The 20,928-nt window shown below is 58.5% G+C and carries 22 protein-coding genes and 2 pseudogenes; 12 read left to right on the forward strand and 12 right to left on the reverse strand.

Annotated elements, in window-relative coordinates; genetic code table 11:
* The 8 genes from TG4357_RS17825 to TG4357_RS17860 form a co-directional block, all read right to left on the reverse strand.
* Positions 1-1,095 carry an ABC transporter permease gene (locus TG4357_RS17825; RefSeq protein WP_058264271.1) on the reverse strand — a complete coding sequence of 365 codons (1,095 nt, stop codon included), beginning with the start codon at positions 1,093-1,095 and terminating at the stop codon, positions 1-3.
* A 76-nt stretch (positions 1,096-1,171) separates the two neighbouring features.
* A complete protein-coding gene (locus TG4357_RS17830; protein ID WP_058264464.1) occupies positions 1,172-2,539 on the reverse strand; it encodes a CmpA/NrtA family ABC transporter substrate-binding protein in 1,368 nt (455 codons plus the stop codon).
* Between the two features lie 256 nt (positions 2,540-2,795).
* On the reverse strand, positions 2,796-3,968 hold the full coding sequence (locus TG4357_RS17835) for a CmpA/NrtA family ABC transporter substrate-binding protein (protein WP_058264272.1): 1,173 nt from the start codon (positions 3,966-3,968) through the stop codon (positions 2,796-2,798).
* A complete protein-coding gene (locus tag TG4357_RS17840) occupies positions 3,965-4,549 on the reverse strand; it encodes an ANTAR domain-containing response regulator (protein WP_058264273.1) in 585 nt (194 codons plus the stop codon). Before TG4357_RS17840 ends, TG4357_RS17835 begins: the two co-directional genes overlap by 4 nt.
* A 172-nt stretch (positions 4,550-4,721) precedes the next feature.
* Positions 4,722-5,573: a carboxylating nicotinate-nucleotide diphosphorylase gene (nadC, locus tag TG4357_RS17845; protein WP_058264274.1), complete on the reverse strand. Its 852-nt coding sequence runs from the start codon at positions 5,571-5,573 to the stop codon at positions 4,722-4,724.
* Positions 5,570-7,141, reverse strand: a complete 1,572-nt coding sequence (locus tag TG4357_RS17850; RefSeq protein ID WP_058264275.1) for an L-aspartate oxidase — start codon at positions 7,139-7,141, stop codon at positions 5,570-5,572. Before TG4357_RS17850 ends, nadC begins: the two co-directional genes overlap by 4 nt.
* Positions 7,142-7,153: 12 nt before the next feature.
* Entirely contained in the window at positions 7,154-8,206 is a 1,053-nt protein-coding gene (gene nadA / locus TG4357_RS17855; RefSeq protein ID WP_058264276.1) for a quinolinate synthase NadA, read from the reverse strand.
* A 133-nt stretch (positions 8,207-8,339) separates the two neighbouring features.
* Positions 8,340-8,807 carry a MarR family winged helix-turn-helix transcriptional regulator gene (locus tag TG4357_RS17860; RefSeq protein ID WP_233487565.1) on the reverse strand — a complete coding sequence of 156 codons (468 nt, stop codon included), beginning with the start codon at positions 8,805-8,807 and terminating at the stop codon, positions 8,340-8,342.
* 297 nt (positions 8,808-9,104) lie between these two features.
* Here TG4357_RS17860 and TG4357_RS17865 point away from each other — a divergent pair, with 297 nt between their 5' ends.
* The 5 genes and pseudogenes from TG4357_RS17865 to hypF all read left to right on the forward strand — a co-directional run bounded on the left by TG4357_RS17865 (position 9,105) and on the right by hypF (position 13,462).
* A complete protein-coding gene (locus TG4357_RS17865; RefSeq protein ID WP_058264278.1) occupies positions 9,105-9,800 on the forward strand; it encodes a fumarylacetoacetate hydrolase family protein in 696 nt (231 codons plus the stop codon).
* Between the two features lie 494 nt (positions 9,801-10,294).
* Complete coding sequence (locus TG4357_RS19880; protein ID WP_280524930.1) at positions 10,295-10,462, forward strand: ATP-binding protein; 168 nt, start codon at positions 10,295-10,297, stop codon at positions 10,460-10,462.
* Positions 10,459-10,857 (forward strand): annotated as a pseudogene (locus TG4357_RS20175) (NADH-quinone oxidoreductase subunit B family protein); the annotation flags it as partial. The gene TG4357_RS19880 and the pseudogene TG4357_RS20175, both read left to right, overlap by 4 nt.
* A gap of 3 nt (positions 10,858-10,860) precedes the next feature.
* On the forward strand, positions 10,861-11,157 hold the full coding sequence (locus TG4357_RS20180; protein WP_437438300.1) for a nickel-dependent hydrogenase large subunit: 297 nt from the start codon (positions 10,861-10,863) through the stop codon (positions 11,155-11,157).
* A gap of 67 nt (positions 11,158-11,224) precedes the next feature.
* Entirely contained in the window at positions 11,225-13,462 is a 2,238-nt protein-coding gene (hypF, locus tag TG4357_RS17880; RefSeq protein WP_058264281.1) for a carbamoyltransferase HypF, read from the forward strand.
* A gap of 86 nt (positions 13,463-13,548) precedes the next feature.
* On the opposite strand, the pseudogene TG4357_RS19230 reads toward hypF, so the two are convergent.
* A pseudogene (locus TG4357_RS19230) lies at positions 13,549-13,728 on the reverse strand (integrase core domain-containing protein); the annotation flags it as partial.
* A gap of 152 nt (positions 13,729-13,880) precedes the next feature.
* On the opposite strand from TG4357_RS19230, the gene hypA reads away from it, so the two are divergent.
* From hypA to TG4357_RS19595, 7 genes are all read left to right on the forward strand, one after another.
* Positions 13,881-14,222, forward strand: a complete 342-nt coding sequence (gene hypA, locus TG4357_RS17885) for a hydrogenase maturation nickel metallochaperone HypA (protein ID WP_058264282.1) — start codon at positions 13,881-13,883, stop codon at positions 14,220-14,222.
* On the forward strand, positions 14,222-15,022 hold the full coding sequence (gene hypB, locus TG4357_RS17890) for a hydrogenase nickel incorporation protein HypB (protein ID WP_058264283.1): 801 nt from the start codon (positions 14,222-14,224) through the stop codon (positions 15,020-15,022). Before hypA ends, hypB begins: the two co-directional genes overlap by 1 nt.
* A 3-nt stretch (positions 15,023-15,025) precedes the next feature.
* Entirely contained in the window at positions 15,026-15,667 is a 642-nt protein-coding gene (locus TG4357_RS17895; RefSeq protein WP_082644198.1) for a response regulator, read from the forward strand.
* 1 nt (position 15,668) lies between these two features.
* Positions 15,669-15,959, forward strand: a complete 291-nt coding sequence (hypC, locus tag TG4357_RS17900) for a HypC/HybG/HupF family hydrogenase formation chaperone (protein WP_058264284.1) — start codon at positions 15,669-15,671, stop codon at positions 15,957-15,959.
* Positions 15,956-17,092 (forward strand): hydrogenase formation protein HypD, encoded by a 1,137-nt coding sequence (hypD, locus tag TG4357_RS17905; protein ID WP_058264285.1) that lies wholly within the window; start codon positions 15,956-15,958, stop codon positions 17,090-17,092. Before hypC ends, hypD begins: the two co-directional genes overlap by 4 nt.
* 72 nt (positions 17,093-17,164) lie before the next feature.
* Positions 17,165-18,187 (forward strand): hydrogenase expression/formation protein HypE, encoded by a 1,023-nt coding sequence (gene hypE / locus TG4357_RS17910; RefSeq protein WP_058264286.1) that lies wholly within the window; start codon positions 17,165-17,167, stop codon positions 18,185-18,187.
* A gap of 233 nt (positions 18,188-18,420) precedes the next feature.
* The gene (locus tag TG4357_RS19595) at positions 18,421-18,594 is read left to right on the forward strand and encodes a hypothetical protein (protein ID WP_158509097.1); all 174 of its coding nucleotides are present in this window, start codon (positions 18,421-18,423) and stop codon (positions 18,592-18,594) included.
* 161 nt (positions 18,595-18,755) lie between these two features.
* On the opposite strand, the gene TG4357_RS17920 is transcribed toward TG4357_RS19595, so the two are convergent.
* Genes TG4357_RS17920 through fliR form a run of 3 tightly spaced genes read right to left on the reverse strand, consistent with a single transcriptional unit; the run spans position 18,756 to position 20,924 of the window.
* Positions 18,756-18,956 (reverse strand): hypothetical protein, encoded by a 201-nt coding sequence (locus TG4357_RS17920; protein ID WP_139193624.1) that lies wholly within the window; start codon positions 18,954-18,956, stop codon positions 18,756-18,758.
* Positions 18,957-18,979: 23 nt separating this feature from the next.
* Positions 18,980-20,125, reverse strand: a complete 1,146-nt coding sequence (locus TG4357_RS17925) for an EscU/YscU/HrcU family type III secretion system export apparatus switch protein (protein ID WP_058264289.1) — start codon at positions 20,123-20,125, stop codon at positions 18,980-18,982.
* The gene (fliR, locus tag TG4357_RS17930) at positions 20,118-20,924 is read right to left on the reverse strand and encodes a flagellar biosynthetic protein FliR (protein ID WP_233487566.1); all 807 of its coding nucleotides are present in this window, start codon (positions 20,922-20,924) and stop codon (positions 20,118-20,120) included. Before fliR ends, TG4357_RS17925 begins: the two co-directional genes overlap by 8 nt.
* Positions 20,925-20,928: the final 4 nt, after the last annotated feature.

Genomic DNA, 20,928 nt, shown 5'->3' on the forward strand with positions numbered 1-20,928 from the left:
TCACCGGTTGTTCGAAAAGGTAAACAGCGACTGCAGGGCGTACATGACGCGATCCAGCAGGAAGCCGATGATGCCGATGGTGAAGACCGCAACCATGATCCTGGCAAGGCTTTGCGAACTGCCGTTTTGAAATTCATCCCAGACGAATTTGCCCAATCCAGGGTTCTGCGCCAGCATTTCCGCCGCGATCAGAACCATCCAGCCAACCCCGAGAGAAAGGCGTAGACCGGTAAAGATCAATGGCAGCGCCGAAGGCAACACCAACTTGGTGATCTTGGTCCAGGTGTTCATTTTCAGAACCTTGGAAACCGATACCAGATCCTTGTCGATCGTGGCCACGCCGAGCGCGGTGTTGATCAATGTGGGCCACAGCGAACACAAGGTCACTGTGATCGCGGAGATCAGAAAGGATTTGGAAAATAACCCGTCATTGCTGGAAACGGTGGCCGAAACGATCATGGTGACAATCGGCAGCCAGGCCAGCGGTGACACCGGTTTGAATATCTGGACCAGCGGATTGACGGCGGCATTGGCTGTTTTCGACAGTCCTGCGGCAATGCCAACCGGCACCGCGACCAGCGTGGCGATCAGAAAGCCGAAGAAAACGGTTTTGATCGAGGTCCATATCTGCTGATAGTAGGTTGGTTTGCCGGTGTAGTCGCGGAATTTGACCTTGTCGTCCTGACCGGCCGCGATCAGCTTGGCGTTGCGCACGTCCTGACGATCATAGAAAGCGGCGGCCTTGTCCATTTCGCGTAGATGGTCGGCATGCAGGTTTTCCACCTGTTCCCAGACTTGCACCGGCCCAGGGATCGCCCCCAGAGAGGTTTGCACCTTGGGGGCCAGATTGGCCCATAATCCAATGAAGATCAGGATTGCCAGCAGCGGCACGCCCAGCAATTGCCAAACCTCTTTGGCCTGGGCTTTGGGGGTGTCGCCAGCGGCGGCTTTCAGCATCGGGGTGATCCAAGCCAGCCCCAGCACCTTGAACCAGGCATCCAGTTTATTGATGCGGGTGAACATCCGGGCGCGACGGGATTCCTTTTGGGCAGTCTTGTCTGCGGCGGACAAACTATGCGGGTCGATAGCGGTCATTGATCTGATCCTGCGGGAAAAATTAACGAGAAAGACAGCCGGGCGGCAGGGAGAGGAAACCGCCCGGCCACCGGCATCAGCCCTTGACTTGATTGCCGTCGACGACCTGATCGCCCTTCAGGCCGATCGGCAGGCTGTCAAGATAGGCGTTGGGCTGTTTGCCATCGTAAGCGATGCCGTCGATGACATCTTCGGCCGGAGTCGCGGCCTTGTAGCCATCGCTTTGCCAAGGGAAATCGGCTTCGTTGGCCAGACCTTCCTCGACCAGCATTTTAGCGGCTTGCAGGTAGATGTCCGGCTTGTAGACAGACTTGGCCACCTCGTCATACCAGCTGTCCGGCTTGGCTTCGCTGATCTGTCCCCAACGCCGCATCTGGGTCAGGTACCAGACGGCATCGGAATAAAACGGGTAGGTGGCGTTATAGCGGAAGAACACGTTGAAATCTGGCACTTCGCGCTTGTCGCCCTTTTCATATTCGAAAGTGCCGGTCATCGAATTGGCGATTACTTCATAATCGGCACCGACATATTCCGACCGTGACAGGATCTCGACGGCTTCGGGGCGGTTGGCATTGTCGTTTTCATCCAACCAGATGGCGGCACGGATCAGCGCCTTGGTGATGGCGATGGTGGTGTTGGGATTTTCCTGCTGGAACTCGGCGCTCAGACCGAAGACCTTTTCGGGATTGTTCTTCCACAATTCGTAATCGGTAATGACCGGCACACCGATACCTTTGAACACTGCCTGCTGGTTCCACGGTTCCCCGACGCAATAGCCATAGATCGTACCGGCCTCCATGGTGGCGGGCATCTGTGGCGGCGGGGTCACCGACAGCAGGACATCGGCGCCGATCTGACCGGTTACGTTTTCGGAACTGTAATAGCCCGGTTCCAATCCGCCAGCGGCCAACCAATAGCGCAATTCGTAATTATGGGTCGACACCGGGAATACCATTCCCATGTTGAATGGCTTGCCTTGATCTTTATAAGCATCGACCACCGGTTTCAGCGCCGCGGCGCTGATCGGGTGGATCGGCTTGCCGTCGGCATCGGCGGGAACGTGTTGTTTCATCTGCGACCAGATTTCATTCGACACGGTGATGCCATTGCCGTTCAGGTCCATTGAAAACGGGGTGACGATATGCGCTTCGGTGCCAAAGCCGATGGTCGCGGCCAACGGTTGACCGGCCAGCATATGCGCACCGTCCAAAGTGCCCGATATCACACCGTCGAGAAGGACTTTCCAGTTGGCCTGCGCTTCCAGCGTGACGAACAGGCCTTCATCTTCGAAATAGCCCTTTTCATAGGCGACGGCCAAAGGCGCCATGTCGGTCAGTTTGATAAAGCCGAATTTCAATTCGTCTTTTTCAACGTCTAGCATTTCGGCTGCTGCTGGGGAAACCAGCATGGTGGTGGCTGCGAGGAGGGATGCAATGCGTTTCATGATCTTGGGGTCCTCAGTTGGGTCGGTGTTGGGAAAAACAAAAAAGCCGCTGACGCGCACCGTATTGAAACGGCGGGTCGAGCGGCTTTGCTCCGGGTGTCCCGATCATCGGGGAATTCGGTGATGAGACGAAACGCCCTTGCTTCGTCTTGTCCTTTTGTTGCGCTTCGCAGCGCGGTCCGCAACAGTTTCAAACTGAAAGGGCGAAAAAATGCTGCGCCGCCGCAATGAATGGCGCATTTTGCTTATTTATTGATCAAGTGGATTCTGTTGGGTCAAAAATCCGGCCATCGAAAAACTGGTCTGGCAGCAGGAACAGCTTGCCTGATTCCGACGCGACCGCGGTTTTCTGGCTCAGCGACCCTTCGATTTTTTCCGATGCGCCGGGGAGGTCGCTGGTGGTGCGCGACAGGTGCTGACGGTGCAGATCGCTGCGGAACACCTCGCGCGCCTTGCGCATGGCGTCATCGCGGTCCAGACCCAACCGCGCAGCGATCTGGCCCCCGATCCATGCGGCCTGTGACTTCCACGGGAAGGTGGCGGCACCCTCAAAAAATTCGACGAAACGTGGTGTTTTGCGTTCGCCGCCACGGGCGGAAATGACCAGACGGCCGGACAGAGCCCGGTCGATGACTTCTGCCGAAACGCCCAGATAATCGGTACGCGACAGGATTTCAGCGGCAGTGGTGGTGTTGCTGGACTGTCCCAGCCAGCGGCCTGCACGCCAGACCGCGCGCACCAGGCGTCCGGTCAGGTCGGGATCGGCATCGGCCCATCCCTTGCGGGTCGCCAGTACCTTTTCCGGGGCGAAGTTCCAGATCGCATTGCCGGGCAACAGCAATTCTCCGACCCCGTTTTCAACCGCGATGGAACCCCACGGTTCGCCGACGCAAAAGGCATCGATTTCGCCATTCGCCATCGCCTGTGCCATCAACGGTGGCGGCACCGTGCGGATAACCAGCGCCTGTGGTGCGGGCAATCCCAGCGAATTCAACCAATAGAACAGCAGTTCGGCATGCATCGAAAAAGGAAACGGCACCCCGATGCGCAATCTTTGCTTGGTGGCGATCAAGGCGCGGCCGGCGGCGGTGGCATCCTTGAAATCGAACCGATAGCCATGTTCACGCAGCCGCAAGGCAAGCTGGGGTGAAACGCCGATGACGTTGCCGTTGACTGACAGGACCGACAACGCCTCCAGCTGTACCGGCATGCCGCCAATACCAAGCGCGGTGGCAACCGGAACCGGGGCCAGCATATGCGCCGCCTCGATCTGTCCCAACGCCAACAGATCGCGTAAGGTCGACCAACTGGGGGCCTTGTGCAGGTTCAGCGCCAGCCCTTCTTCTTCGCCGAAGCCTAATTCGTGTGCGATGATCAACGGGGCCGCGTCGACCAATGGAATATACCCAGCGTTCAAAGTGATGCTCATGACAGCAGTCCCGCCGTCGTCACCAGCGCCTGCGCCACGTCGATCACCTTTTTGCCCTGATCCATCGCGGCTTTGCGCAGCAGGGCATAGGCTTCGTCTTCGGACAGCCCACGCGCCTTCATCAAGATGCCCTTGGCACGGTCCAGCGTCTTGCGTTCTTCAAGCGCCTGCTTGGTCGCTTCGAGTTCGGTGCGCATCCGGTGGAACATGTGAAACCGGGTGATGGCCGCGTCAAGGATCGGTTTCAACCGGTCGGCGCGCATCCCGTCGACCACATAGGCCGACACGCCCGCCTCGATTGCGGCTTTGGTCAGGGTGTCGTCGGATTGATCGACAAACATAGCCACCGGGCGTTCCATCGGGCCAGAGGCGATTGCCAGTTCTTCCAACGTATCGCGTGACGGGTTAGTCATGTCGATCAGCACGATATCGGGGTTCAGGCTGGCGACGCGCCGGGCCAGACCGGATTCTTCGGCAATGACGGAGATTTCATAGTCGCCCGAAAGCGACAGCGAATCCACGATCTGCATGGCGCGATCGCGGTCCTTTTCGACGATGATGATGGAAAGCTTCTTTGACACGGGGCACGTTGTTTCCTGTTTCGTCTGGGGTTGTGCCGCTGCGAAAGCGGGTGGCGCAATGCCAAGAACACAGAAACGCGCCGATATGAGGCGAATAATGCCGAGCTGGTGAAATTATAGGCATTTTAGGTTGGCCCCGGCGTTTCCCGCACCGGGAAACGCCGGGGCCAGATCAGAAATCCAACCCGAGGTCCAAGGTCTGCGCCGAATGGGTCAGCGCCCCGGAAGAAATGTAATCGACCCCGGTCGCGGCAACTTCGGCAACACGGTCGAGCGTCATGTTGCCCGAGGCTTCCAGCACCAGACGACCGCCAGTGATCGCAACCGCCTGTCGCAGCGTGGTGGTGTCCATATTGTCGAGCAGAACCACATCCGCGCCGCCGGTTTCCAGCACCTCTTGCAGTTGATCGAGCCGGTCAACTTCGATTTCGACCCGCACCATGTGGCTTGCATGGGCCTTGGTCGCCTCCAGTACCGCGCGCACACCGCCTGCGGCTGCAATATGGTTATCCTTGATCAGGATTGCATCGGACAGGCTGAATCGGTGGTTGAAGCCGCCGCCATGCAGCACCGCCTGCTTTTCCACGATGCGCAAGCCGGGGGTGGTTTTCCGGGTGCAGGTGATGCGGGCCTTGTGGCCTTTGGTTTGCTGCACGAAACCATGCGTTTTGGTGGCGATCCCGCTCAGCCGTCCGGCAAAATTCAACGCCACCCGTTCCGCCGACAGAATCGACGCGGCAGCGCCGTCGATTTCCATCAGAGTGTCACCCTTGGCAATGGCATCACCATCCTGCTTCAGCGCGGTGATCCGCAATGCCGGGTCTATCAATCGAAATGCAATCGCCGCAATCTGCATTCCCGAAACCACGCCCTCTTCACGCGCGTTCAGCCGGGCTTTGTATTTCACACCTGCCGGGATAACCGCCCGAGTGGTGATATCGCCGTAGGTTCCCAGGTCTTCCATCAACGCATGTTTGACCAACGGTTCCAGGATCAGGTCGGGGAGGGTGGCATAAGAACTCATGCGGTTTCCTTTGCAATCTTGTCGCGCAGCGCCAGCGCTTCGGACAGGGTCAACATGCTGCGTTTGCCGGTGTCGCCTTTGGGGGCGGGGAAATCGCTGCGATAATGCGCCCCGCGGGATTCTTCGCGAAGCAATGCGGCGGCGGCGATCAACGTGGCTGTGGCGGTCATGTTCACAAATCCCGGGCAATCGGCATTTTCATCTTCCAACCGGGCAATAGTCGCCAAGGCCAGCTTTAACCCTTCGGCGTCGCGCACCACGCCGACATTATTGGTCATACAGCGGCGCAGACGGTCAACCGCATTGGCATCGGGTGAAACCCCGCCGGGTAGGAAATCTGGCGCGATTTCTGGCGCGATGCCCGTGGGGGAACCGAGAACCGCATCGATACCTACGGCGCAAATCCGGGCATAGACCAGGGCCTCCAACAGACCGTTCGAAGCCAGGCGGTTGGCACCGTGCAACCCGGTCGAAGACGCTTCGCCGCAAACCCAGAGGTTTTTCAGACTGGCCCTGCCGTTCTGATCGGTAGCGATGCCGCCCATGTGGTAATGCGCGGCGGCGGCGACTGGGATCGGGTTTAGCACCGGATCAATGCCGGCGCGGGCGCAGGCTTCGGCCACGGCGGGATACTGTGTCAGGACCTTTGCCCCCAGAACCGCGCGGGTATCCAGCATCGGCCGCTTGCCCGCCTGGGTCTGGGCATAGATGGCGCGGGCAACGATGTCGCGCGGGGCCAGTTCAGCATCGGGATGGATCGCGGTCATGAACCGTTCGCCATCAGCGTTGATCAGTGTGGCCCCTTCGCCGCGCAACGCTTCGGTGGCCAGTGGTGCGGGGTCTTCGCCCATATCGATGGCGGTGGGGTGAAATTGCACAAATTCGGCATCGGCAATCACAGCACCGGCACGGGCGGCCATGCCGATCACCTGACCACGGATGCGGGCAGGATTGGTGGTCAGCTTGTACAGCCCGCCAGAACCGCCGCCAGCCATCAGATAGGCCGCGCCACGCAGAAGGATCGGTTGCGACCGATCTTCGCAAGAGGTTTCGATCCAAACCCCCGTCACGGCGCCGTTACTGACCTCAAGTCCTGAGGCCAAAACACCTTCCAACACTTGGATCGATGGCGTTTGCAGCGCCTGCGCGATCAGCGCTTTCATGATTTCGGCCCCGGCCTGATCGCCCTTGACCCGAACCACGCGGGCGAAACTATGCGCCGCTTCGCGCGACAACACGTAACCGCCGTTGTCGTCGCGGTCGAACGGTGTGCCCATGTCGGTCAGATCGAGGATATGATCCCGGGCTTCGCGGGTGACTTGGGTGGCGACCTGCGGGTCAACAGTTCCAGCCCCTGCACGCAGCGTGTCCGAAGAATGGCTTTCGGGGCTGTCGGTGGGGCCCATCGCGGCCGCGATCCCTCCTTGGGCCCAAGCCGAACTGGCCCCTTCGCCCAGTGTTTCGGGTGAAATCATCAGCACCGGCCGCGGTGCCAGTTTCAGCGCCGCATAAAGCGCACCCATGCCTGCGCCGACAATGACGACGCGGTCGGTTGTGATTGCCTGCATCTGACGCGGTCCTTAAATGCCCAGCTGTTTCGACAGATCGATCATCCGCTGCACCGCCAGTTTGGCCTTTTCTGCCACGGCTTTGTCGACCTCGACCGGGGTGGTCATGGTATGCAGCGAATACAGCACCTTCTCCAAAGTGATCTTTTTCATGAAAGGGCACATGTTGCAGGGGCCGACGAAATCGACCTCAGGCAGCGCGTCGGAAATGTTCGAGGCCATCGAACATTCAGTCACCAGCATCGCCTTTTGTGGCTTTTCGCGTTCGACATAGGAAATGATGCCGCTGGTGGATCCCGAAAAGTCGGCTTCGGCCACCACATCTGGCGGGCATTCGGGATGCGCGATGATACGGGTGCCGGGGTTCCATTCGCGGAATTCGATCAGGTCCTGCGCGGTATATCGTTCATGCACGATACAGGCCCCGTCCCACCATACGATGCGTTTGCCCGGTACCTGCTGCGCTACGTTTTGCGCCAGATATTTGTCAGGGGTCATGATCACCGTGTCGCTGTCCTGCGCCGCCACGATCTGCGCGGCGTTGGACGAGGTGCAGCAAATATCGGAAGCTGCTTTCACCTCGGCGGTGGTATTGACATAAGTCACCACAGGCGCGCCGGGATATTTCGCGCGCATCTGTTCGATGCCTGCGGCGGTGATAGAGTCAGCCAGCGAACACCCCGCTTCCATATCCGGCATCAGCACGGTTTTTGCCGGGTTCAGGATTTTCGAGGTTTCAGCCATGAAATGTACGCCGCATTGCACGATCACATCTTCTTCGACCTCAACCGCCTTGATCGCCAGTTGCAGGCTGTCGCCGACGAAATCGGCCACCCCGTGATAGATGTCGGGAGTCATGTAATTATGCGCCAGAATGACCGCGCCGCGCTTTTTCTTCAGCGTGTTGATCGCCACCACATAGGGCGCATAAATCGCCCAGTCGGCAGGTGTGACGACACGGTCCATGCGGGCGTATATGTCTTTTGTAGCCTCAGCCAAATCCAACGACGGGGCGAGATCATAGTGTTCCGCCAGACCGGCGCGAACGGTCACAAGATCGAGCAATCAACTGTCCTCCAGCAATAGCTTGGAGCGTCGATATATGTGGAAAATGCGGTATTTGCTAGCGCAATTCGCGGTTTAACAAATCGGACCTTGCGTTTCGATCCGAAGAAACGCCATCAGCAAGGTGACGACCCTAGTCGTTTTTCGGACGCATCAATGGTGCCCGGCTCAGTTGATTGCCAGCATCCACGGTTTTCTGCATCAGTCGTAGCATCTCGCTGCGTTCGTCTTCATTCAATCCGGCTAGAATATCCGTTTGCAGCGCCCAGACGATCGGCGTCGCCTGTGCCAGCAGATTACGACCCTTGTCGGTCAGGTTCAATACCTTTGCCCGCCGGTCGTTGGGGCTTGTCTTGCGTTCGATCAGCCCCTTGTTGTGCAGACGGTCCAGAACCGATCCCATTGTCACCCGGTCATGCCCGATCAGCCCGGCCAAGGTGGCCTGATCGACTTGAGGATTGGTCGAAAGCACCGACAAAGCACTGAACTGCACCGGGGTCACGTCAAAGCCAGCTTCGCGCATCCGATCATTGAAAACCGATACGGAAATCTGGTTCAGTCGCCGGATCAGGTGACCCGCCATGCCGTAGAGTTCCAGCACTGTCCTTGTCCTTTTGCTGTCGTCCGATCTTGTATCGTGCGTCGATACCACACCAGCGTCAATTTGACGAGCTTACTGATAATTAGAATGCTTATTTTAATCCGGCTACCGTCAAAAAAGCTGTGCACGGCCGTTATTGAATACGGGTCAATCTTGGCGGCCTTCCATGTTGTGGCGGGACGTGGTGTAAAGCTGGAAAGGGCAATCGGTTTGAATTTGACCCGCGAGACCGCCTTGGTATCCGCTAAGCGACCGACTGCTGTGGAAAAGACTTTATCATTGCGAGGAACGCACAAGATGAGCGGTTATCTGTTCGACACCCCCAAGATCCAATCCATCCCCGTCAAGGGCGAGGCGGCGGAATACCCGATCAATCGCATTTTCTGCGTTGGGCGCAATTATGCCGCCCATGCCGCCGAAATGGGGGGGGAGGTCGACCGTGAGGCACCATGGTATTTTATCAAATCGCCAAGCGCATATGTCGCCAGCCACGCGACCGTGCCCTATCCGCCGGGAACCGCGAATTTTCATTACGAGATGGAACTGGCATTGGGACTGGGCGCACCGGTGTTTCGCGCGGATGCGGCCGAGGCATCGGCAGCGATCTACGGCTATGGCTGTGCTTTGGATATGACGCGACGGGACCGGCAGCAGGATGGCAAGGATCATCGACGCCCTTGGGATTTGGGCAAGGATATCGAAAATGGTGCGGTGATGGCACCGTTGACGCGGGCGTCGGATTGGCAGCCCATGGGGCAACGTATCCATCTGGCGGTCAACGGCGAAATCAAGCAGGATGCATCACTTGAAGACATGGTGTGGACTGTGGCCGAGATCGTTTCGCATCTGTCCGGGTTTTATCATCTGATACCCGGTGATGTGATCATGACCGGAACTCCGGCAGGGGTCGGTCCGGTGGTCGCTGGCGACAAAATCACCGGCGGGATTGATGGACTTGATCCAATCGCGCTGACATTGAGCGATCCGGAATAAAGACCCAGTCTAGCACCAAAATCATGGGTGGCGTGGCCTTCCGGTGAATCTTCGCCGCAAAGTAGAATGTCAGGGCACTACGCTGCCCCGAGGGAGGCACGTCACGCATCCCGAGCAGTCTGAAATATCGGGGTTGAAGGATCAGGACCTGACTGAAGGGTCTGGCTGGATGTGTTGCAGGCGGTCAACAAGACCTATGCCGAACTGGTTAATTATCAAGAAAAGCTGGAAGCGCGCAGCAACGAATTGATCGCGATGAAACGGTTTCTGACTTCGATCATGGGATCGGTCAGCGATTTCCTGATCGTGGTAGAACACGATTACACCATTTCTGATGCTTATGCTTCATTTTGCCGGGTGCTGGGATTGGAAATCGACGCACTGAGCGGGCTGCAAGGCCCCGATCCGGCGGAATCACGCATCGCGACCCGACTGGACCGCCGCTGCAAGGTCACCGGCGCGGCCCTGGAATTTCGCCCGACGCCGCGCCACGCGTGTTTGATCCGTTCTTCACCACCAAAGAGGTGGGCAAAGGCACCGGGATTGGATTGGCGATTTCGCACAAGATTGCCGAAGAACACGGCGGTAGCCTGAGATCGATCGATGGGGCTGGCCCGGGGGCATGTTTCCAGTTGATCTTGAAGTCCGAAGCGTCGGTATGAATTTGCTGTGGTTGCAGGCGGCCGAGTGCGGCGGCTGTAAAATGTCGCTGCTTTGTGCCGAGGAACCCAACGTTCTGGACCTTTTGGACGGGGCGGGGATTGAAATGCTGTGGCATCCCGCGCTCAGCGTGGAAAGAGGTGCTCCGGTGCGACAGATTCTGGCCGCTATCGACGCCGCGTGGTTGCCGTTGGATATCTTGTGTATCGAAGGATCGATCCTGCGCGGTCCGAACGGCACTGGCCGCTATCAGATGCTGTCGGGGACCGGCAAACCGATGCTGCGCTGGGTGCAGGCGCTGGCACCTTTGGCCGAACATGTGATCGCGGTGGGCACCTGCGCCACATATGGCGGCGTCACATCGGCCGGTGAAGATATCGCTGATGTAGTCGGGGGCCAAGTGCAGGCGGTCTATGCTAATTCACCCATGTTTCGCGGCTTCGAACGGTTGTTGCTGGGCAAGGCGCCGGGCGATGCGCTGGGCCATTGGTGCCGGATCGAAAGCGGCAAGATCGCATCCTACCAGATCATTGCGCCGACCACTTGGAATTTCTGCCCGCGCGATACTGAAGGTGTGCCGGGCCCGGTCGAGGCGGCCTTGATCGGCGCACCGGTGCGGCAGGGCGAAGACACGCCGGTGGCGGTACGGCGTATCGTGCGGTCTTTCGATTCGTGTATGGTCTGCACTGTGCATTGATAGAGCCGGGGCGGGCGGGCTGCCCACCGGAGTACGTGATGCAAGATGAAATGGGAGGATTTGACAGTTGCAAGGGCGGCGCATCCGGGTACGGGGACAGGTGCAGGGAGTCGGGTTCCGGCCCTTCATCTGGCAATTGGCGCACAGGATGGGGCTGTGCGGCGACGTTCTGAACGATCCCGAAGGGGTGTTGATCCGGGTTGTCGGAGCTAATCTGGACGGGTTCGAAACCGCGATCCGCGCTGAGGCACCAATGTTGGCGAGGGTCGATGCGGTCGAAAGCACGATGTTGGATTTCGATCCTCCGGAAGGCTTTGAAATTGTGCCGTCGCGGGGGCAGGGGGCGGAAACTCGGGTGACGCCGGATGCCGCGACCTGTCCGGATTGTCTGGCCGAGATTCGCGACAGCCAAGATCGCCGTTTCGGATATGCCTTTGCCAATTGCACCCACTGCGGGCCACGGTTCACCATCCTGAAGGCGTTGCCCTATGACCGGGCTCGGACCTCGATGGCCGTCTTTCCGATGTGCCCTGATTGTGCTGCCGAATATGACGATCCCGGCGACAGACGGTTTCACGCCCAACCGGCGGCCTGCGTCGCCTGTGGCCCGCGGTTGTGGTTGGAGTCGGGGGGCGAGGAATTCTCCGGCGATCCGATTGCGGAAGCAGCCCGAAGGTTGGCATGCGCAGAGGTGTTGGCGATCAAGGGATTGGGTGGATTTCACCTATGCGTCGATGCGCGACAGCCGCAGGCAGTGGCTTTGCTGCGGCAACGCAAGCGGCGGCCGGACAAGCCATTGGCATTGATGGCGGATGAGGCCGCAATTTCGCGTCACGCCGAGGTGTCCACCGAGGAATGGAAATTGCTGCGCGATGCGGCTGCGCCGATTGTGCTTTTGCGTAAGAAAGGGGCTGCGTTGCCCGAGGCGTTGGCTCCTGGTCTGGACGTGTTGGGTTGGATGCTGCCCTACACGCCGTTGCATCACCTGTTGGTCGACGCGGTGGGCGGTCCTTTGGTGATGACCAGCGGCAACCTGTCTGGCGAACCGCAGGTCATCGGCAATCAGGAAGCGCGGGATAAATTGAGCGCTTTCGCCGATGCCTTTGTGATGCATGACCGCGACATCGCGCGGCGATTGGATGACAGCGTGGAACGGATGACGCGGCAAGGGCCGATGGTGTTGCGCCGGGCGCGAGGCCGGGTGCCGGGAACCTTGCCTTTGCCCGACGGGTTCCAGGATGCGCCGCAAGGGGTGGCCTTTGGTGGCCAGATGAAAGCCGCGATTTGCCTGCTGAAGAACGGACAGGCCTTGTTAGGGCATCATCTGGGCGAATTGGATGATGCCGTGACCTGGGAGGCGTTTCAGCAGGCGGATCGTGATTATGCCGACCTGTTCGATCATCGACCCGAATGGGTCGCCTGTGATCTGCATCCCGATTTTCGCGCCTCGCGCCATGCCGAAGCAACCGGTCTGCCGCTGATCCGGGTGCAGCATCACCATGCCCATCTAGCGGCTTGCCTAGGGGAAAACGGCTGGCCGCTGGAGGGTGGCAAAGTGGCCGGGATCCTGTTGGATGGGCTGGGATTGGGACCGGATGGAACCGTATGGGGCGCAGAGGTATTGCTGGGCAATTATCGCGGGTTTGAGCGTCGGGCGTCTCTAACACCCGCACCGCTGATCGGCGGGGACCGGGCGCAGATGGAACCGTGGCGCAACGCACTGGTTCGATTGGATCAGGCGGGGCTGTCGGAATGGGCCGATGAATTGTTCCCTCAAGCACCGCGTGACTTGGCGCGGCAGGCGGCCCGGGCCGGGATCAATGCGCCGCTTTCGTCCAGCGCGGGGCGGCTGTTCGATGCGGTCGCCGCCTGTCTGGGGATTTGCCCGATAGGGCAAAGCTTCGAAGGGCAGGCAGCGATGCGGCTCGAAGCCTTGGCCCGGCAGGCACCTGAGACGAGCGCGGAATTTACATTTGATACCCATGGCGGCGTGATTGACCCTGTTTCAATGTGGCAACAATTACGGCGTCTGCAAGTTGCAGGGGTAGGGATCGCTCCGATTGCATGGCAATTTCATGCCGCGCTTGCCGATGCTTTTGCGCGCGAAGCGCGCGACTTGGTCGAGGCCGGCGATGCGCAGGCCGTAGCGTTGTCGGGGGGCTGCTTCCAGAACGCCTTATTGCTGGACCTGACCATCGCGGCGCTTAACGATCTGCCCGTGCTGATTCATCGCAAAACCCCCGCCAATGATGGCGGTCTGGCATTGGGGCAGGCTTTGATCGCGGCGGCGCATAGGTTGGGTTGAGTGGTAAGCGTGTTTTCGGTCGGTGGATCATACGGTGAGCTACTCCCCATCCGTTGGACAGGATCTGGCGTAGATCAAGCTACTCTTTACCCCTTCTGATCGGGGTTTGTTGTTTCATTTCTCAGCCAATAAACCATGGCGGGTGGTTTGCCGCCAAGAGCGGAATGAGGGCGTTTGTGCTTGTAGAACTCCATCCACGTCCTGACGCCCGCCTTGGCCTCTGATCCGGTTTCCCAAGCGTGCAGGTAAACGCACTCGTATTTCAGGGGGATTACCCCGACCGATCATATGCTTGCCCCCGGCGGCATACTGGCGCAATCCTTGGCAACGCTTGGCGCACCGGACGTTTCAACCGCTTCGCAGCTTTTGACGCTACTTGATCCCTGCCGTCCGGTCACGCTGAAGGAGGTGCAGCAAGATGCATGAAATGTCGCTTTGCGAAGGAATCCGCGACGTGATCGAGGATCAGGCCCGGATCCACGCGATCAAGGCCGTGAAACGGGTCCGGTTGGAAATCGGCAGTTTTTCCGGCGTGGAAAAAAAGGCGCTTGAATTTGCCTTTGACGTGGTGATGCGCGGGTCTGTGGCGGAAGGGGCGCTGCTTGAAATGCTCGACCTGCCTGGCCGAGCGATGTGCTATGACTGCATGAAAGAAGTTGAAATCGATGATCGTTTGGCCCCCTGTCCGGAGTGTGGCGGTGGTAAGTTGATGCCGGTTTCGGGTGACGAGATGAGGATCAAGGATTTGGAGGTGATCTGATGTGTACAGTTTGCGGATGTGGAACAGATCAGGTGGAAGGCCATAGCCATAGCCATTCTCACCATCACGGCCCCGGTGATATCCATTTCGGTCAGGGCCCGGCGGGGACCGAAGTGGCCGGGATGACGCAGGAGCGGCTGATCGAGATCGAAACCGGTATCCTGTCGAAGAATGACTGCTATGCCGCCGCCAATCGGCAAGTCCTCAATCAAATGGGGACTTTTGCGGTAAACTTGGTGTCATCGCCCGGATCGGGCAAGACAACCTTGTTGTGCAAAACCATCGAAGCCCTTGGCGATCAGCCGCTGGCGGTGATCGAAGGCGATCAGCAAACCGCCAATGATGCCGACCGCATCCGCGCCACCGGGGCGCAGGCGGTACAGGTCAATACCGGCAAGGGGTGCCATCTGGATGGCCATATGGTGGGCCACGCGATGGAACATCTCGATATTGCACCGGGATCGCTGCTGTTCATTGAAAATGTCGGCAATCTGGTGTGCCCCGCCGGGTTCGATCTGGGCGAGGATTGCAAGATTGCGATCCTCAGCGTGACAGAAGGCGAAGACAAGCCTCTGAAATACCCCGATATGTTTACCGCTTCGAAATTGGCGCTGTTAAATAAGATCGATTTGGCACCGCATTGCGATGTCGATCTGGACCTGTACGAGGCGAACTTGCGCCGGGTGAACCCACAGATCGAAATCATCCGGCTCAGCGCCCGCACCGGTGAAGGGATGGATCAGTGGGTGGCTTGGTTGACCGACAACTTGGCCGTAAAATCTGTCAAAGCGGCGGAGTAGGCGATGCTAGACGATCTGTCCACGGTTTTGCTGGTCGATGACGAAGACCATTTGCTGGCCGCCATGCGGATGGCGCTGGAAGATGACTTCGACTGTATCTGCGCGGGCAATGCTGATGCGGCAATGGCGGTGATGGAAGATCAGTTCGTTCAGGTCATTTTCTGTGATCAGCGGATGCCGGGGCGATCGGGCGTTGAATATCTGATAGAAGTGCGGGATCGCTGGCCGGAAATCGTGCGGATCATCATCACCGGTTACACCGAAACCAATGATATGATCGCAGCGATCAACGAGGCGGAAATTTATCAGTTCCTGACCAAACCTTGGCATCCCGGCCTGTTGGTGATGACCGCCAAGAACGCCGCTGACGTGTTCCGGTTGAACCGGGAATGTGATCGTATGTCATTGAAAATACGATGCCTTTCCCGCAGCGTTGAAAGCAAACTTGAAGAGAAACGCAAAGTCCGGCGTGAAGAATTGGGGTTTGAAAACGTGTTGCGCGAAACCCTGACGCGGCTGAAATGGAACACAAGCCGCACCGCGGCTGAATTGGGTCTCAACCGGGTTGAATTGCGGGCCAAGATCGACCGCTATGGCATTGCTGAACCTGGAAAATTCGAGACTTGCGGAGAAGAGGAAGAGTGACATGTGCTTAGGTGTTCCCGGGCAGATCATTGCCGTGACGCAGCCTGAAAAGATGATGGCGATGGCTGAGGTGTCGGGAGTGCGGCGCGAAATCAACGTCGCCCCTGTCGCCACCGGCCCGCTGGAGGAACTGATCGGCAAATGGACCCTGATCCATGTCGGGTTCGCAATGGCGTTGATCGACGAAGACGAGGCCGCAGCGACGCTGGAGGCGTTGCGCGGACTGGGCGAAGCTCAAGAAGCGCTGGATGCAATGGCGGCGGGAGATGCAGCCTTGGAGGGACGGTCATGAAGTACGCAGAAGAATTCCGCGATCCCAAAGCGGCGAAGGCACTGTTGGCGCAAATTGCCGAAGTCGTGGACGACATCGGGGCCTCTCGGGACGCCCCCATTCACATCATGGAAATCTGTGGCGGTCACACCCATGCGATTTTTCGCTACGGGTTGGATAAACTGATCCATGACGGTGTCGATTTCATCCACGGCCCCGGCTGTCCGGTTTGCGTGTTGCCGATGAGCCGCGTCGATGAATGCATTGAAATCGCAGAAAAAGAGGGGGTGATTTTTACCTCCTTTGGCGATGCGATGCGGGTGCCGGGGACAAAGAAATCACTGCTGCAGGCCAAAGCGGACGGGGCCGATATTCGCATGGTTTATTCCCCGCTCGACGCTCTGGAACTGGCGCGGCGTAACCCGGATCGGGAGGTGGTGTTCTTTGGGTTGGGGTTTGAGACGACAACGCCTTCGACCGCGCTATCGATTCAGGTCGCGGCCCGAGAGGGTCTGACGAATTTCAGCGTCTTTTGCAATCACATCACCGTGCCTGAACCAATCAAGGTGCTGCTGGATGATCCCTATATGGTGCTGGATGGCTTTGTCGGGCCGGGCCATGTCAGCATGGTGATTGGAACGCATCCTTACGATTTTATCGCGCAGAACTATGGCAAACCGATCGTTGTGGCCGGGTTCGAACCGCTTGACCTGTTGCAATCGGTGCTGATGGTTTTGCAGCAGATCCGTGACGGGCGGGCGGAGGTGGAAAACCAATATGCTCGGGTGGTGTCGGAACATGGCAATCCGGTCAGTATCGCCGCGATGGCCGATGTCTATGAACCGCGACCGAGTTTCGAATGGCGCGGATTGGGTGAGATTGACGCCAGCGGATTACAGATTAGAAAAGCCTATGAAGCCTTTGATGCGGAAGTGAAATTTGGTATCGGACATGCTGTAGGGGCGCGAGTGGTGGCCGAACCCGAAGGGTGTGCCTGCGGTGCGGTGATGACCGGACGGATGAAACCGGTGCAATGCCCGCAATTCGGCCGCGGCTGCACGCCGGAAATGCCCTTGGGGGCGTTGATGGTCAGTTCGGAAGGCGCCTGTGCGGCCTATTATCAATATGGCGGTGCGCGCGCGGCTGCGGAATGAGGGCGCTTCCCTTCGTTGGAAATCACGGATTTTCAATACCCCCGTGGACATTCATGAAAACAAGAAAACGATATGACGCTAAGAGATAAACGGGTGACGCTGGCCCATGGGGGCGGAGGCAAGGCGATGCGAGACCTGATCAAGGAGGTGTTTACCTCGGTCTTTCATCCTGACGGGATGGAGGATCAGGCACGGCTTCAGGCCGACGCGCTGTCAGAACCGGGTGCGCGACTGGCCTTTACCACTGACAGTTTCGTGGTCGATCCGGTGGAATTTCCCGGCGGTGATATCGGCAAGATCGCGGTCTGCGGTACAGTGAACGATCTGGCGGTGGGGGGCGGCAAACCGCTTTGGTTGTCAGCGGCCTTTATCCTAGAGGAAGGCGTGGAAGTGGCGCTGCTGCGCCGCATCGTGGCATCGATGGCGGCAGAAGCCAAAAAAGCCGGCGTGCGGATCGTGACCGGCGACACCAAGGTGGTGGGGCGCGGTATGGCTGATAAGGTCTTTGTTACCACCGCCGGGGTCGGGGTGATCCCGCCCGAACGCGATTTGCGGGCGGAGCACGTTCAGGCAGGTGATGTGGTGATCGTAAACGGGGTTCTGGGCGATCACGGCGCGGCGATTTTGGCAGCGCGGGGCGATATGGCGTTGAGTGCTGACATCGTTTCAGATTGTCAGGGGCTGGGCCATTTGATGGAAGCGGTAATCACCGCCGCCCCAGGATTGAGGGCGGCGAGGGATGCAACGCGGGGAGGGGTGGCGTCTGTTTTGAATGAAATCGCCGAAGCCGCAGGCGTTGGTATCGAAATCGAAGAAACCGCGCTGCCGCTGCGGGCCGAGGTCAGGGGGATGTGCGAAATCCTCGGCCTTGATCCGCTTTATCTGGCCAATGAGGGGACGTTGGTTCTGTTCGTGCCGGAAGATCAGGCCGAGGCGGCGCTGAGCGCGATGCGCACGACCGAAGCCGGGCGTGATTCGGTCGCCATCGGGCGGGTCAGTCCCGGTGCGGCAGGGCGGGTGACGATGCGGACCGCCTTTGGTGGTCAGCGTATCGTTGACATGCTGGTTGGCGAACAATTGCCGCGCATATGCTGAAATCCGGGCGGTTTCCCGCTTTAGCGGATCAGACTACGGGAATTCCCGCATTGGTAGATCAGGGCAATTCAGGCATACATACTTTTAGATAAAACTACAGCAATATGAGCAGGACGATTGTCCCTATGCGAGGTGGCACCAGAATGGGAACAAATGCAAGGATGGTGCCAGGCGATCGAAAACCGCCGCAGAACAAACGCTTCGTATCAAGGACTACTGAAAGGGAGGCCACCATGTCGTTCCAGTTCCAACCCTCCGATTTGGCTGACAGCACTCTTGTCCCTCTTTCTGCCCCCCAGAAGAAGGAATTTTCGCTGAATTCGGGATGGTGGATGCTTCCTTTCTTGTCCAGCGGCGCGTTGTTCTGGTTCTGGTTCGTTCCCACGGTTGCCCAGAACCTGTCCTGAGCTGCGAGGGCGGGGGTTCATCCCCAGAATACCCCGTCCTCGTACAAACTTTCGTCCTTTCTCATGTAAACAGGGTGTGCCATTGGCGCACCCTGTTTCGTATTCAGTCGCGTTCGGTGGCATTCAAGGTGGGACGGGGCAAATCAGAGTGGGTGCGAAATTCAGCGAAACCAACCGGCCATCGTCGCGATCTGAAACCGCAAAGCACCCGACAGGCTGAGAATTGCACAACTGATCAGAATGAAAACACGCAGCGGATCGCCTACGGTCATCACTGCTTCGGCGATCAACCGCAGACCGACGCCCAGAAAACACAGGGTGGAAATCATCTGTCCGACAGAGCCTTTGCGCGAATTTCTCATCTGTTCAGTCTCCTTTCGGGCAATCATGCAGCATTCATGCCATTTTCGTCGAAGCGGAAATCGGTGGGCAGGTCGATATCCGGGGCATCCGCAACGCCGCCCTGATCAAGTTGATAGATATAGGCCAAGATCGTGGCGACGGCGGAATAAAGTCCGGGATGGATTTCTCCACCGATCTGGCTGGTGAAGTAGATGGCGCGTGCCAGCGGCGGGGCCTGAAGAATGCGCACATTATGTTCGGCGGCGCGTTCACGAATCTGAAATGCCATTGAACCTTCGCCAAGCGCCAGCACGACCGGAGCCACGGTTTCGCCGGGAACATAGCGCAGCGCGACCGAGAAATGTTTTGGGTTGGTGATGATGGCGGTGGCGTCGGGCACATCGTCAAGCGCCTTGCGCCGGGCCGCGCCTTGCTGAGCTGCTTCCATCTGGCGGCGGCGAATCGCGCCTTTGATTTCCGGCGATCCTTCGGTCTGTTTCGATTCGTCCTTGATTTCCTGCTTGGTCATTTTCAGGGTCTTGTTCATGCTGAAAGCCTGCCAGAACAGATCCACAGCACCGATCACGGCCAGTCCCAGCGCCAGCGCGCTGAGCACCCGGTAGGTAACCTGCGACAGCGTCGACAACGAACCGCCCACGGTCATGAAGGCGGTGGTGTCGAGCGTAGGCAGCCATTGCCACAGGATCGACCCGGCCAGCCCTCCGAGCAAAAACACTTTCAGCAGCGCTTTACCCAGTTCGACCAGTGCCTTGGTCGATACCATCTTGGCAACGCCCTTGGGAATGTTGAACTTGTCGAATTTGAATTCCATGTTCTTACTGGAAAAGATCAACCCACCCATTGCCGCCTGCATCGCCAATGTCACCACCAGCAAGGGCAGGCCAATGGCAAGCGATATCAGGCCGACATATTTTGTCCCTTCCAACAAACGGGAGGCAAGCAAAGTGTCCAGTGTTTCGGCGGATCCGAAACGGAAAAAACCGCCCCAGGCATGAACGAGGGAAGGTCCGAACAGGCCGGCCCCCATCAGGATTAAGATCGCCCCTCCGATCGAGGCAAAGACGAACATTTCCTTTGAGGTGATAACCTTGCCGTCGTCGCGCGCGTCTTGTTTCTTTTTCGGCGTCGGTTCTTCGGTTTTTTCCTGTCCGTCGTCGCTTTCAGCCATTGGCGGCCTCCGTCATCATTTGCATCAATGCGTCGATTGATGCTTCGATCAGCTTGTCCATTGCCACGCCCAGGATCGGTGCGCCGAGATACAGCAGCACGATGGTAACCGTCATGGTCAGCGGGAAGCCGAAAGAGAAAATGTTAAGCTGCGGGGCAGAGCGGGTGATCACGCCGATCGCCATATTGACCATCAACAATACCGACACGACCGGCATCATCAGCCGTACAGCGAAACCGAACATTTCACCGGCTGCCGCGATGCCGGACTGGATCAGGATTCCTGTATCGAACAGGGTTCCAGGCGGAATGAATTCATAGCTGTCCAGCATGATACGCAGGGCGACGAGATGACTGTCGGAGGCGACAAAGAACACCATCAGGGCCAAGCTGAACAATTGCCCCACCACCGGGGCCTGCGTTCCCGAGGCCGGATCGATCTGCGCAGCAAAGCCAAGACCGGCGGTCGAGGCGATCCGGTCGCCCGCCATTACTGCGGCAGAGAAGAAGATCATCAGCAGCAGCCCGGCAGAAATGCCGATTGCCAATTCTCCAAGGATCAACCCGACGCCCCGGGACGTCAAAAGTATTTCGGGATCGGGCAGTTCGGCAAAACTCATCACTGGTATGGTCAGGATGACCGAGGTGACGATACGGACCTGCAACGGAATGAAACGCGCACCGAAGACCGGTGCGGCGATGATGAAACCACCGATCCGCAGCATGGCGAACAGAAAGAGCAGCGCCATATCCAAAGCTTCCCCCAATTGCAGGGCGGGGACACCGGAATCGTATGACACCAAG

Source organism: Thalassovita gelatinovora (genome assembly GCF_001458355.1).
In the GTDB taxonomy this organism is placed as follows: Bacteria; Pseudomonadota; Alphaproteobacteria; order Rhodobacterales; family Rhodobacteraceae; genus Thalassobius; species Thalassobius gelatinovorus.

What these genes read in the sequence shown, in the direction of transcription:
- TG4357_RS17895 (WP_082644198.1), top strand. Translation starts at nt 15,026, where the DNA reads ATGCTAGACGATCTGTCCACGGTTTTGCTGGTCGATGACGAAGACCAT.
- TG4357_RS17920 (WP_139193624.1), bottom strand. Translation starts at nt 18,956, where the DNA reads ATGAGAAATTCGCGCAAAGGCTCTGTCGGACAGATGATTTCCACCCTG.
- nadC (WP_058264274.1), bottom strand. Translation starts at nt 5,573, where the DNA reads ATGAGTTCTTATGCCACCCTCCCCGACCTGATCCTGGAACCGTTGGTC.
- hypE (WP_058264286.1), top strand. Translation starts at nt 17,165, where the DNA reads ATGACGCTAAGAGATAAACGGGTGACGCTGGCCCATGGGGGCGGAGGC.
- TG4357_RS17925 (WP_058264289.1), bottom strand. Translation starts at nt 20,125, where the DNA reads ATGGCTGAAAGCGACGACGGACAGGAAAAAACCGAAGAACCGACGCCG.
- TG4357_RS17830 (WP_058264464.1), bottom strand. Translation starts at nt 2,539, where the DNA reads ATGAAACGCATTGCATCCCTCCTCGCAGCCACCACCATGCTGGTTTCC.
- TG4357_RS19595 (WP_158509097.1), top strand. Translation starts at nt 18,421, where the DNA reads ATGTCGTTCCAGTTCCAACCCTCCGATTTGGCTGACAGCACTCTTGTC.
- hypD (WP_058264285.1), top strand. Translation starts at nt 15,956, where the DNA reads ATGAAGTACGCAGAAGAATTCCGCGATCCCAAAGCGGCGAAGGCACTG.
- hypB (WP_058264283.1), top strand. Translation starts at nt 14,222, where the DNA reads ATGTGTACAGTTTGCGGATGTGGAACAGATCAGGTGGAAGGCCATAGC.
- hypA (WP_058264282.1), top strand. Translation starts at nt 13,881, where the DNA reads ATGCATGAAATGTCGCTTTGCGAAGGAATCCGCGACGTGATCGAGGAT.
- TG4357_RS17825 (WP_058264271.1), bottom strand. Translation starts at nt 1,095, where the DNA reads ATGACCGCTATCGACCCGCATAGTTTGTCCGCCGCAGACAAGACTGCC.
- TG4357_RS17865 (WP_058264278.1), top strand. Translation starts at nt 9,105, where the DNA reads ATGAGCGGTTATCTGTTCGACACCCCCAAGATCCAATCCATCCCCGTC.
- TG4357_RS17850 (WP_058264275.1), bottom strand. Translation starts at nt 7,141, where the DNA reads ATGCAGGCAATCACAACCGACCGCGTCGTCATTGTCGGCGCAGGCATG.
- hypC (WP_058264284.1), top strand. Translation starts at nt 15,669, where the DNA reads ATGTGCTTAGGTGTTCCCGGGCAGATCATTGCCGTGACGCAGCCTGAA.
- TG4357_RS17835 (WP_058264272.1), bottom strand. Translation starts at nt 3,968, where the DNA reads ATGAGCATCACTTTGAACGCTGGGTATATTCCATTGGTCGACGCGGCC.